Annotated in this window: 11 protein-coding genes; 2 read left to right on the top strand and 9 right to left on the bottom strand. The window is 69.8% G+C overall.

The window, feature by feature from the left end; translation table 11 throughout:
* The first annotated feature begins 9 nt into the window (after nucleotides 1-9).
* On the top strand, nucleotides 10-1,356 hold the full coding sequence (locus EJC77_RS11370; protein ID WP_164520386.1) for an MFS transporter: 1,347 nt from the start codon (nucleotides 10-12) through the stop codon (nucleotides 1,354-1,356).
* A 44-nt stretch (nucleotides 1,357-1,400) separates the two neighbouring features.
* Here the strand turns inward: EJC77_RS11370 and EJC77_RS11365 are convergent, their stop codons facing one another.
* The 9 genes from EJC77_RS11365 to EJC77_RS11325 form a co-directional block, all read right to left on the bottom strand.
* The gene (locus tag EJC77_RS11365) at nucleotides 1,401-2,312 is read right to left on the bottom strand and encodes a LysR family transcriptional regulator (RefSeq protein WP_125612688.1); all 912 of its coding nucleotides are present in this window, start codon (nucleotides 2,310-2,312) and stop codon (nucleotides 1,401-1,403) included.
* An 18-nt stretch (nucleotides 2,313-2,330) separates the two neighbouring features.
* On the bottom strand, nucleotides 2,331-3,812 hold the full coding sequence (locus EJC77_RS11360; protein ID WP_240630169.1) for an NAD-dependent succinate-semialdehyde dehydrogenase: 1,482 nt from the start codon (nucleotides 3,810-3,812) through the stop codon (nucleotides 2,331-2,333).
* A gap of 31 nt (nucleotides 3,813-3,843) precedes the next feature.
* Nucleotides 3,844-4,665 (bottom strand): aldolase/citrate lyase family protein, encoded by an 822-nt coding sequence (locus tag EJC77_RS11355; RefSeq protein WP_205787179.1) that lies wholly within the window; start codon nucleotides 4,663-4,665, stop codon nucleotides 3,844-3,846.
* A complete protein-coding gene (hpaH, locus tag EJC77_RS11350) occupies nucleotides 4,650-5,435 on the bottom strand; it encodes a 2-oxo-hept-4-ene-1,7-dioate hydratase (RefSeq protein ID WP_125612684.1) in 786 nt (261 codons plus the stop codon). Before hpaH ends, EJC77_RS11355 begins: the two co-directional genes overlap by 16 nt.
* A gap of 39 nt (nucleotides 5,436-5,474) precedes the next feature.
* Nucleotides 5,475-6,572, bottom strand: a complete 1,098-nt coding sequence (hpaD, locus tag EJC77_RS11345) for a 3,4-dihydroxyphenylacetate 2,3-dioxygenase (protein ID WP_125612682.1) — start codon at nucleotides 6,570-6,572, stop codon at nucleotides 5,475-5,477.
* A gap of 37 nt (nucleotides 6,573-6,609) precedes the next feature.
* Entirely contained in the window at nucleotides 6,610-8,115 is a 1,506-nt protein-coding gene (gene hpaE, locus EJC77_RS11340) for a 5-carboxymethyl-2-hydroxymuconate semialdehyde dehydrogenase (protein ID WP_125612680.1), read from the bottom strand.
* A gap of 34 nt (nucleotides 8,116-8,149) precedes the next feature.
* Complete coding sequence (locus EJC77_RS11335) at nucleotides 8,150-8,815, bottom strand: GntR family transcriptional regulator (RefSeq protein ID WP_125612678.1); 666 nt, start codon at nucleotides 8,813-8,815, stop codon at nucleotides 8,150-8,152.
* Nucleotides 8,802-10,286 carry a fumarylacetoacetate hydrolase family protein gene (locus EJC77_RS11330; protein WP_125612676.1) on the bottom strand — a complete coding sequence of 495 codons (1,485 nt, stop codon included), beginning with the start codon at nucleotides 10,284-10,286 and terminating at the stop codon, nucleotides 8,802-8,804. Before EJC77_RS11330 ends, EJC77_RS11335 begins: the two co-directional genes overlap by 14 nt.
* Before the next feature lie 235 nt (nucleotides 10,287-10,521).
* The gene (locus EJC77_RS11325; RefSeq protein WP_125612674.1) at nucleotides 10,522-11,229 is read right to left on the bottom strand and encodes an IclR family transcriptional regulator; all 708 of its coding nucleotides are present in this window, start codon (nucleotides 11,227-11,229) and stop codon (nucleotides 10,522-10,524) included.
* Between the two features lie 139 nt (nucleotides 11,230-11,368).
* Here EJC77_RS11325 and EJC77_RS11320 point away from each other — a divergent pair, with 139 nt between their 5' ends.
* Nucleotides 11,369-11,923, top strand: coding sequence for a flavin reductase family protein (locus tag EJC77_RS11320; protein ID WP_125612672.1), 555 nt, complete (start codon nucleotides 11,369-11,371; stop codon nucleotides 11,921-11,923).
* The last annotated feature ends 79 nt before the right edge of the window (nucleotides 11,924-12,002 follow it).

The raw sequence follows: 12,002 nt of genomic DNA, 5'->3' as shown, positions 1-12,002 counted from the left end.
ATTGACAACATGACCGGCCCAGCGGGCGGACCCGCGCCCGCCCCCACCGCGCCCGCAGGCCGACCGGACAGCCTCAATACCAGGGGCATGCGGCGCATCCTGGCCTCCAGCTTCATCGGCAGCGCCATCGAGTTCTACGACTTCGTCCTGTACGCCACCGCGGCCAGCCTCGTGTTCAACAAGGTCTTCTTCACCAACGTGCCGCCCGCCATCGGCCTGTTCGCCTCCTTCGGCACCCTCGCCGTCGGCTACGTGGCCCGCCCGCTCGGCGGCGCCATCTTCGGCCACTTCGGCGACAAGCTGGGCCGCAAGGGCTGCCTGATCGTGTCCATGGTCATGATGGGCCTGGCGACCACGTGCATCGGCCTGCTGCCGACGACGGCGCAGGTCGGCCTGGCCGCCCCGATCCTGCTGGTCGCGTTGCGCCTCATCCAGGGAATCGCGGTCGGCGGCGAATGGGGCGGGGCCATGCTCGTCGCCCTCGAGCACGCCCCCGCCAAGCGCCGCGGCTTCGCGGCCAGCTTCGCCAACATGGGCGGCCCGGCCGGCGCCGTGATGGCCACGCTCGTCATGTCCGCCGTGTCCGTGCTGCCCAAGGCCGAGTTCCTGGCGTGGGGCTGGCGCATCCCCTTCCTGCTCAGCCTGGCGCTGATCGCCGTCGGCCTGGTCATCCGCCTCAAGGTGTCGGAGACGCCGCTGTTCCTGGACCTGGAGAAGACGGCGGAGAAGAAGAAGGTGCCGCTGCTGGAGGTCCTCACGAAGTACCCCCGCAACCTCATCCTGGGCACCATCGCCGGCATGAGCAGCTACACCGTGCAGGGCCTGATGACGGTCTGGGCCGTCTCCTACGCGGTGGACCACGGCGTCAGCCAGACCGGCGTGCTGAACGTGAAGGCCGTCGGCGCCACCCTGACGGTGGTGTTCATCATCATCGCCGCCCGCCTGTGCGACAGGTACGGCCGCCGCCCCGTCATGCTGGCCGGCATGATCGCCGGCGTCGTGCTGGCGTTCCCGATCCTGTGGCTGCTGCAGACCAACACGCTCTGGGGCTTCGCGGCCGGCCTGTTCCTGGCCAACGGGGTCATCCAGGGCGTGATCTTCGGGCCGTTCGGCGCCTACGTCGCGGAGCTGTTCCCGACCCGCGTGCGCTACACCGGCGCGTCGCTGACGTACCAGTCCGCCTCGACGCTCGGCGCCGGCTTCACGCCGCTGATCGCCGGCTCGCTGGTCATCCTGGCCGGCGGCTCGCTGTGGCTCGTCGGGGCGGCGTGGGCGCTCGCGTTCGTGGCCGCCGCCGTGTGCGTCATGGCGACGAAGGAGGGCCTGGGCCGCGACCTCACCGGCGAGATGAGGTAACGGAAAGAGCACGACGGCGGCACCCACCGTGCGCTTGGCGCTCGTCACATCGTCGGCGCGGCCGGGTCGTACGCCTCGCAGAAGTCGATCAGCGCGGCCAGCCGCGGGCTCAGCCTGGTCCCGGCCGGGAACGCGACGCAGATGTCGCTGTGGCCGATCGGCCCCTCGATGGGCAGCGCCACCAGCGGCAGGCCCTCGTAGCTCACGTCGTGGGCGGGGCGCTGGACGAGCACCGTGTACCCCAGCCCGCGGGCGACCATGCCGCGCACCGCCTCGAAGCTCGTCGACCGCCACGCGATCCGCGGCTCCAGCCCGGAGGCGCGCAGGTTCGGCAGCTGGTTGTCGCGCACCGACGGGATGTCCAGCAGCACCATGTCGTCGTCGGCCAGCTCGGCCAGGCGCACGCCGGGCCGCCCGGCCAGCCGGTGCCCGGCGCCGACCAGCACATACGGCACCCCGGAGGCGATGACCCGGAAATCCATGCCCGCCGCCACGTGCCGGGTGTGCGTGAGCACGGCGTCGAGCCTGCCGTCCAATGCCATCGCCTGCAACTCACCGGGGGAGCCCTCGGTGAGTTGCAGGCGCAACTTCGGGTGCCGGGCCAGGAACCCGGCCGTGATGGGCGGGATCCAGAACGCGGCCAGGGTGGAGTAGCAGCCGACGGCCAGCGGTCCCCCGAGCTCCTCCTGGTCGCCGCCGACGGTCGAGGCCACCTCGTCGGCGTGCCGCAGCAGCGCCCGGGCCTCGCCCAGGAACCGCTGCCCGGCACTGGTGAGCGTGACCCCCTTCGCCTTGTGGCGGACCATCAGCTGGGCGTCGAGGGCCTTCTCGAGCTCGGTCAGGGCCAGCGACAGTCCCGCCTGGGAGACGTGCGCGGCCTCCGACGCGGCCCGGATCGACCCGGCGTCGGCGACCGCCACGAAATGCTGGACCTGCCGCAGGGTGTACCTGACCATGGGCGCTACGGGCCCCCGTCAGCCGGCGTACGGGTCGGCGATGCCCAGGTACTGCGTCGTCGTGTATTCGGCGATGCCCTCCGCGCCGCCCTCGCGGCCCAGGCCGGAGTGCTTGACGCCGCCGAACGGGGCGGCCGCGTTGGAGATGACCCCGGCGTTGAAGCCGACCATGCCGAACTCCAGCTTCTCGCTCATGCGCAGGAACGTCGAGAAGTCGCGGCTGTACACGTAGGACGCCAGCCCGTACTCGGTGGAGTTGGCGATGCGCGCCGCGTCGTCCTCGTCCGTGAAGGTGGTGATCGGGGCGACCGGGCCGAAGATCTCCTGCGACAGGATGGCCGCGTCGTTCGGCACATTGCCCAACACGGTCGGCTGGTAGAAGAAACCGTCGCCGGGCACCACGTCGCCGCCGGTCAGCACCGTGGCGCCGGCCGCCACGGCGTCGGTGACGAGCGCGTGGATGTTGGTGCGCGCCTTTTCCTCGATCATGGGGCCCACGTCGACGCCGGCCTCGGTGCCGCGGCCGGTGGTCAGTGCGCCGATCCGGGCGGCCAGCAACGCGGAGAACTCCGCGGCCACGGTGTCCTGGACCAGGAACCGGTTCGCGGCCGTGCACGCCTCGCCCATGTTGCGCATCTTGGCCGCGACCGCGCCCTCGACGGCCTTGTCCAGGTCGGCGTCGTCGAACACAATGAACGGGGCGTTGCCGCCGAGCTCCATGGACGTGCGCAGCACGTTGTTCGCCGCGTCGGCCATGAGCCGCTTGCCCACCTCGGTGGACCCGGTGAACGACACCTTGCGCAGGCGCGGGTCGGCCAGCAGCGGCCCGGAGATGGCGGAGGCGCTGGAGCCGGCGACGACGTTCAGCACGCCGGCGGGCAGGCCCGCCTCGAGCATGACCGCCGCGAACAGCTGGGAGGTCAGCGGGGTCAGCTTCGCCGGCTTGAGCACCATGGTGCAGCCGGCGGCGACGGCGGGGCCCACCTTGCGCGTGGCCATGGCCAGCGGGAAGTTCCACGGCGTGATCAGCAGGCACGGGCCCACCGGCTTGCGCTGGACCAGGATCTTGTTCTTGCCCTCGGGCGTGGTCAGGTAGCGGCCGTAGTCGCGCACCGTTTCCTCCGAGTACCAGCGCAGGAACTCGGCGCCGTAGGCGACCTCGCCGCGCGCCTCGGCCAGCGGCTTGCCCATCTCCAGGGTCATGAGCAGGGCGAAGTCCTCGGCCCGCTCGGTGACCAGCTCGAACGCCTTGCGCAGGATCTCGGCGCGCACGCGCGGGGCCGTGCGGGCCCAGCCGGCCTGCGCGGCGGAGGCGGCGTCCAGCGCGGCGAGCGCGTCCTCCGTGCCGCCGTCGGCGATCGAGGCCAGCACCCGGCCGGTGGCGGGGTCGTGCACGTCGAGCGTCTTGCCGGTGGACGAATCGCGCCATTGGCCGTTGATGAGCAGGCCGGTGGGGACGGACGCGAGCAGCTCTGCCTCGCGCGTGGCGGTGATGGTCAGGGAAGCGGTCACGGGTGTTCTCCTTGTGGTTTCAGTAGCTTGCGGGGGTGCCGGCGTCGTTCGTCCCGATTGCCTGCGGCACATACTTGGCGGCGAGGGCCTCGCTGCCGCGGGCCAGCAGCGCCACGTCGGCGCCGACCAGGATGAAGTCGGCACCCGCGGCCAGGTAGCGCCGGGCGGTTGCCTCGGCGAACGCGTTCACGCCCACCGGCTTGCCGGCCGCCTTGGCGACCCGGAGGCAATGCTCGACGGCGGCAACCACGTCCGGATGCTCCTGCTGGCCGATCACGCCCATGGACGCGGCGAGGTCCGACGGACCCAGGAACACGGCGTCGACGCCGTCCACGGCCGCGATGGCCGCCGCGTTCTCCACGGCCTGCGCCGACTCGATCTGCACCATGACGGTGACCGTGTCCCCTGCGCGTTCCAGGTAACCCGGGATGCGGTTCCAGCGGGCGGAGCGGGCCAGCGCCGAGCCGACGCCGCGCACGCCCCGGGGCGGGTAGTGCGCGGCGGCAACCGCGGCAGCAGCGTCGTCGGCCGTGTGGACCATCGGGATGAGCAGCGACTGCGCGCCCAGGTCCAGGTACTGCTTGATCAGCACGGTGTCGTTGACCGGCGGCCGGACCACGGGCGTGACCGGGTAGCCGTTGACGGCCTGCAGCTGGGCCAGCACCGATTCCAGCCCGTTGGGGCTGTGCTCGGCGTCGATGAGCAGCCAGTCCAGGCCGGCGCCGGCGCAGATCTCGGCCACCAGCGGGCTGCCGGAGCAGGCCCACATGCCCGCCAACGGGCGGTCGGCGGCGGCCAGGGCGTCCTTGAACGACGGGGCCGGGGCTACTCGAAACGGCATGTGATGGTCCCCAGTTTCCCATAGTCGGCGAACACGGTGTCACCCTTGTGCACCCACAGGGGCCGGGTGAACGAACCGGCCAGGATGAGCTCGCCGGCCTTGAGCGTGTCCCCGTGCGCGGCGATCTTGTTCGCCAGCCAGTACACGCCCGCCCCGGGGTGGTTCAGCACGCCGGCGGCGACGCCGGTCTCCTCGACTACCTGGTTCTTGTAGAGGATCGCGGCAACCCAGCGCAGGTCGACGTCGTGCGGGCGCACCGGGTTGCCGCCGACCACCATGGCGCCCATGGCCGCGTTGTCGGAGATGGTGTCCACGATCGTGCGGCCCTCCATCTCGATGCGCGAATCGAGGATCTCCAGCGCCGGCACCACGTATTCGGTGGCGTTCAGCACGTCGAACAGCGTGGCGTTGGGACCTGCGATGTCCTTGTTCAGCAGGAACGCCAGCTCCACCTCGATGCGCGGGTGCGTGTACGCGTCCCACTCCACCGTGGCGCCGTTCTCCAACACCATGTCATCGAAGATGATGCCATAGTCCGGCTCGGTGATGCCGGTGGCGTACTGCATGGCCTTGGAGGTCAGGCCGATCTTCCGGCCGGCCAGCGTCCGGCCGTTTGCCTCGCAGCGCTGCCGCCACAGGTCCTGGACCCGGTACGAATCCTCCACTGTCATCTCCGGGTACCGCTGGGTCAGCCGTGGCACCGGGGTGCGGGTGCGGCCGGCCTCGACCAGTTCATCGGCGATGGCCGTGATCGTGTTCGTGTCTAGCATGGGGGTTCCTTCCTGCGGGCGCTGCGAGGCAAGTGGGTTCTACAGCTGGTGGCCGAGCTTGAAGCCGACCTCCTCGTCCGGGTCACCCATCAGGGCGTCGCCCGGCGCGCGGGTGTAGGAGAACCCGTCGGCGCCAACGGTCACCGCCATCTCCGAGGAGTCCGTGCGTTCGATGACCTGCTGCGGGTTGCCGTCCAGGTCCAGCACCAGGGAGGCCTCGGTGTACCAAGACGGGACCACCGGGTTGCCCCACCAGTCGCGGCGCTGGTTGTCGTGCACGTCCCAGGTGATGACCGGGTTGTCCGGGTCGCCGGTGTAGTAGTCCTGCGTGTAGATCTCGACGCGGTGGTCGTCCGGGTCCAGGATGTACAGGTAGAACGCGTTGGAGACGCCGTGGCGTCCCGGTCCGCGCTCGATCCGGTCGGACATGCGCAGCGCGCCCATCTTGTCGCAGATCTGGATGATGTTGTGCTTCTCATGGGTGGAGAAGGCCACGTGGTGCATGCGCGGGCCGTCGCCGCCGGTCAGGGCCGTGTCGTGCACGGTGCCCTTGCGGTGCATCCAGGCGGCGTAGGTGACGCCCGCCTCATCCTTGATGTCCTCGGTGACGCGGAAGCCCAGGTCCTCGAGGTACTTGCGCCCGCGCGGCACGTCCGGGGTGACCTGGTTGAAGTGGTCCAGGCGCACCAGCTCGCCGGCCGAGTAGAGGTCGTAGCGCATGTGCAGGCGCTCCACGTGCTCCACCTCGTGGAAGAACTCGTACGGGAAGCCCAGCGGGTCCTCGACGCGCAGCGAGTCGCCGATGCCGCGCACGAACCCGTCCTTGCGGCGCTCGGTGCGGCAGCCCAGCTCCTTGTAGTACGCCTCGGCCAGGTCCACGTCCTTGGCGGAGCGGACACGGTAGGAGAACGCGGCGACGGCGGCGATCGGACCGAGCGTCAGCACCAGGTTGTGGTGGATGAACTCCTCGAAGGAGCGCAGGTAGATCTGCTTGTCATCCTCATGGGTCACGTGCAGGCCCAGCAGGTCCACGTAGAACGCGCGGGACTTGGCCAGGTCGGTGACCACGATCTCCATGTACGCGCAGCGCAGGATGTCCGGCGCCGGGACCGAGGGCTTTTCGATGATGTTGCTCATTGGGGGTGCTCCTTTGCAAAAACTGTCGGACCGGCGCTCAGGCGCCGAACTTGGGGGTGTGGACCGCGCCGAGCGTGATGTGCACGGCCTGCTGGTCGGTGTAGAAGTCGATGGAACGGTAGCCGCCCTCGTGGCCCAGGCCGGAGGCCTTCACGCCGCCGAACGGGGACCGCAGGTCGCGCACGTTGTGGCTGTTGAGCCACACCATCCCGGCCTCCACGTCCTGGGCGAAGTTGTGGGCGCGCACCAGGCTGTTCGTCCACACGTAGGCGGCCAGCCCGTACTTGGTGTTGTTGGCCAGCGCGAGCGCCTCCTCGTCCGTGTCGAACGGCGTGATCGCCACGACCGGGCCGAAGATCTCCTCCTGGAAGATGCGCGCGTCCGGGGCGACGTCGACGAACACGGTCGGCGCCACGTAGGAGCCGTTCTCCTGGCCCTCGGGCAGGTTCTCCGGGCGGCCGCCGCCGGCCACCAGGCGTCCCTCGGTCTTGCCGAGTTCCACGTAGCCCATGACCTTCTCATAGTGCTCGGGGTGGACCAGCGCGCCGACCTGGGTGGCCGGGTCGTGCGGGTCGCCGACCTTGATGTTCTTCGCCCGGGCCGCGTACGCCTCGACGAACTTGTCGTAGATGGGCCGCTCCACCAGGATCCGGGATCCGGCCGTGCAGCGCTCGCCGTTCAGCGAGAACACGCCGAACAGCGTGGAGTCGATGGCGGCGTCGAAGTCGGCGTCGGCGAACACGATGGCCGGGGACTTGCCGCCGAGCTCCATCGACATGCCCTTCAGGTTCTCGGCGCAGTTGCGGAAGATCAGCTGTCCGGTGGAGGACTCGCCGGTGAAGGAGATCAGCGGGACCTGCGGGTGCTTGACGAGCGCGTCGCCGGCCTCCTCGCCCATGCCGTTGACCAGGTTGAACACGCCCGCCGGCAGGCCGGCGTCCTCGAAGATCGTCGCCCACAGCGAGGCGGACAGCGGCGTGAACTCGGCCGGCTTGAGCACCACGGTGCAGCCGGACGCGATCGACGGGGCCAGCTTCCAGGACTCGAGCATGAACGGCGTGTTCCACGGCGTGATCAGGCCGGCGACGCCGATCGGCTTGCGGTTGACGTAGTTGACCTGCGCGCCGGGGACCTTCAGCGCGGTGTCCTGCTGGGCGACGATCAGGTCGGCGAAGAAGCGGAAGTTCTCCGCCGCGCGCTGGGCCTGGCCGCGGGCCTGGGTGATGGGCAGCCCGGTGTCGAACGTCTCCATCTCGGCCAGCCGGTCCTCCTGGGCGACGACGGCGTCGGCGATCGCGTACAGCACGGTGGCGCGCTCACGCGGCTTCATGGTCGGCCAGGGGCCGTTCACGAACGCGTCGCGGGCGGCGGCGACGGCGGCGTCGATGTCGGCCTTCTGCCCGGCCGCGGCGGTGGCGTACGGCGTGTTCGTGACCGGGTCGAGGATCTCGAACGTCTCGCCGCCGATCGAGTCGACGAACCTGCCGCCGATGTAGTGCTGCAGGTGGGTGGGCAGGTTGTCCGGAACAAAGTGCTTGCTCATGGGGTTCCTTTTCTGCTGTGAGGGGTGGGGGTCGTCAGTAAGGTGAGGGGACGCCGTCGTTCGCGTTGTGCGCCAGGTAGGCGTCCAGCGTGGCGGCGCGGTGGGCGCGGGCGGCGCGTTCGACGTCGGCCGCCGGGGCACCGCTTTCCAGGAGCCGCAGGAGCTCCTCATGTTCGGCGACGGACTCGCGGGCCCGGCCCGGCACGTACGTGAACGTCGACTGGCGAAGCGCCTTGAGCCGGTTCCAGCCGCGGTGCACGAGGTCAAGGATGTGCGGGTTGGGGCAGCTTTCGAACAACACCGAGTGGAAGTCCAGGTTCAGCGCGGTGAAACGCACCGGGTCGAAGTCGTCCAGGCAGGCGCGCATCCGCGCATTGACCTCCCTGGCCCGGTCGATGTCCGGCTGGGTGATCAGCGGGGCCGACAGGGCCGTCGCGGCGCCCTCGATGATGCTCAGGGTCTGCATGGTGTACAGGTACTCGGTCGGGTCGATGCCGGCCACGGTCGCCCCGACGTTGCGCTCGAACGTGATGAAGCTTTCCGCCTCGAGCCGGCGGATGGCCTCCCGGACGGGGACCACGCTGACGCCGAGCTGGCCGGCCAGCGTGGACAGCACCAGCCGGTAGCCGGGGGAGTAGGCGCCGGAGAGGATCTTGTCCTTGATGACCGTGTAGGCCAGCTCCGACTTACTCGCCGTCATCGTCTCCACCGGCGGCAACCCACTCGTTGTAGCGGGCCTTCCAATCGGCGTTCATCGGGAACAGGCCGTCGACCTGGTGGCCCTCGCCGACCCTTTGGAAGACGAACGTGTCCATGCGTTCCTGCTCGACGACCTCGTCCGCGATCTCGGCGGCCAGGTGCGGCGGGATGACGAGGATGCCGTCGGAGTCGGCGACGATGATGTCCCCGGGCTGCACCGTGGCGCCGCCGCAGCCGATCGTGACGTCGGTGTCCCACGGCACATGCTTGCGGCCAAGGACGGCCGGGTGGACGGAGTTGAAGAACGTCGGGATGTCCAGCCCGGCCACGGCGGCGTGGTCGCGGACGCCGCCGTCGGTGATGATGGCCGCGGCGCCGCGGACCTGGGCGCGCAGGCCCAGGATGTCCCCGAGCGTGCCGGCGCCCTTCTCGCCACGGGCCTCCATGACGAGGATCTCGCCCTCCCCGATGGAGTCGATGATGCGTTTCTGGGCGTTGAAGCCGCCCCCGTGGGACTTGAACAGGTCCTCCCGGTTCGGCACGTAACGCAGGGTCCGGGCGGTGCCGATGACCTTGCGGGTGCCCTTCGTGGCCTGCAGGCCGTCGATGGAGACGTTGTTCAGGCCGCGTTTGCGCAGCGCGCCGGAGATCGTGGCCGTGGCGACGGAGAGCAGCTTGGCCTTCACGTCCTCGGTCAGCGCCGACTTGCCGGTGATGGGTTCCGCGATGCCGGCGGCCGCCGCCGTGCCGAACGCGTCGATCCGGTCCGCGTCGGTGAACTTGGGCTGGTTGCCGAACGCGGCGAACGGGGCCGTGCCCTGCGTGACGGGGGTGGACAGCCGGCCGGTGGACAGGCCGGCCGCCTCGTCGTCGACCTGGACCTCGACGACGTCGCCTGGGACGATCACGGACGAGCCGGCCGGGGTGCCGGTCAGGATGATGTCGCCGGGGTGCAGCGTCATCTGCTGGGACAGGTCCGCCACGATCTGGGCGAACGGGAAGATGAGTTCCGTGGTGCTCGCGTCCTGGACGAGCTCGCCGTTGACCCAGGTGCGGATGCGCAGCGCGGCCGGGTCGATCTTGTCCGCCGGGAGCAATGCCGGGCCGACGGGCGTGAAACCGTCACCGGACTTGGACCGGACGTTGGAGCCCTTGTCCGCGTACTTGATGTCGTACACGCCCAGGTCGTTGCTTGCCGTGACGGCACCGACGTGACCCCAGGCGTCCTCGACGCTGACGCGGCGGGCGGCCGTGCCGATGACCAGGGCGATCTCGCCCTCGAACGCGAGCAGTTCGGTGCCGGCCGGGCGCTCCACCGGGGTGCCGGTGACCGAGAGCGACGACGTGGCCTTCAGGAAATAGGAGGGGAAGGCGGGGGTGCGGCCGCGCTGGGCTGCCCGCGACGCGTAGCTCAGGTGGACGGCGATGACCTTGCCGGCCTCGTTGAGCCTGTCTGCGGTGACTGGTTCCACGAAGATCACTCCTGGTGCGAAGATTGCTGGATCGGCACGATTTCACCACCCGGTTCATCGAATAGCCGGTTCATCGAGTATGAAATCGTATACGATCACCGTAGACCTGTAAGCGTGGTCACGTCAAGCCCCCTGGGGATATTCAATGTAAGGCGCGGAAGCGCACCGAATCGGGGGAGTTTCGGTGCGCTTGTGCGCCTTACTTTCCGGGACTGGGTGTTTCGGGGTGGGCCCGCTAGTGCAGCTGGGCCTCGATGGTGCGCGCGCTGGCGGCCAGCCGGGCCCCGATGGCCTCCGGATCGGGGCTCGGCCCCAGGAAGACCACGCAAATGGCCGCCGGCATGCCGCCGGGGACGTTGATGGGCGCGGCGATCGCGGAGACCCCGGGGAGGACCTCGTCATGGCTCGTGGCGAATCCGACCGTCCGGGCGGCACGCGCTTCGGCGCGGTAGGGCAGGCCCGGTGCCAGCCGCGCCCACGCGTCCTCGCTGATGGCCGACTGGATGGCGATGCCGGGCGCGCCGGAGCTGAACGAGTGCCGCGTGCCCGGGCGTTGCGCCAGGGTTGCGCCGGAATGCCGGGGCTCCACCGTTAGGAGGGTGACGGAATCGCGGTGGTCCCACACGGCGATGAACGCCGTCATGGACAGCGAGTTGGCCAGATCCGTCAGTTCCGGCAGCGCCGCCGTCTGCAGGTCCCGCGATACGCCGCGGGCGAGTGCCGCCAGGCCGGGCCCGGCCAGCAGCCGGCCGGCGTCGTCGCGCATCAGCAGGGAATGGTCCTCGAGCGTGCGCAGGATCCGGTAGGCGACCGAGCGGTGCACGCCCAGCGCCCCGGACAGCTCGGCGATGGTCATGGGGGACTGGGCCTCGGCCAGGATCTCCAGCGCGCGGATCCCGCGCGACNTCCTAGGTAGTCGGCCGATTTCGGTGGGCCGGACCACGCATGCTTGTGTTTGGCCTCACACCCCTCTATTGTTCTCTATTAGGACGCGATGTTCAACTATCGAACGGTCGTTGCTTGATTGGCCGGCGATTGGGCGCCGCGACCCTTCCGCGCAGCCAGACCGTGAAGGATCACCGATGATTGCCACCCGCCACACCCCGGAGAGGCTCGCCGAGCTGGCCAAGAAGATCTCCCGGACCCCGGTGGAACGCCCCCGCGACCACCACTTCCGCGGCAGCCTGGGCCGCTTCGCCACGGGCGTCGCCATCGTGACGTTCGACGGCGTCACCAAACGCCACGGCCTGACCGTGAACTCATTCACGTCCGTGTCCCTGGAGCCGCCGCTGGTGCTCGTCAGCATCGCCCGCAGCACCAAGGCGCACGACGAGCTGGCCGAGCGTCCGTTCACCGTGAACATCCTCGGCGCCGAGCAGAAGGACCTGGCCCTGCACTTCGCCGGCCAACCCAGCCGGGAGCCGCTGTGGGTCGAGGGCGAGGTGGCCCCGCGGCTGTCGCACGTGTTGGCCTTCTTCGAGTGCAAGCCGTGGGCCGCGTACGACGGCGGCGACCACACCCTGTACCTGGGCGAGGTGGTCGACTTCGACTACCGCCGCGGCGACGCGCTGGGCTTCAGCAACAGCTCCTTCACCACCATCCCCGAAAGCCAGCTGGGCATCGAGGACCTTCTCTAACCCGAAAATCAGCGGTGAGGTGGGCAACGCAGGCTGACCCGGTGGAGTTGCCGGGTTTCGTCATGAGTGGTTGGCGGCT

The sequence above is a fragment of the Specibacter cremeus genome, assembly GCF_003946885.1.
Classification (GTDB): domain Bacteria; phylum Actinomycetota; class Actinomycetes; order Actinomycetales; family Micrococcaceae; genus Specibacter; species Specibacter cremeus.
This window is presented reverse-complemented; position numbering and strand designations above follow the sequence as displayed.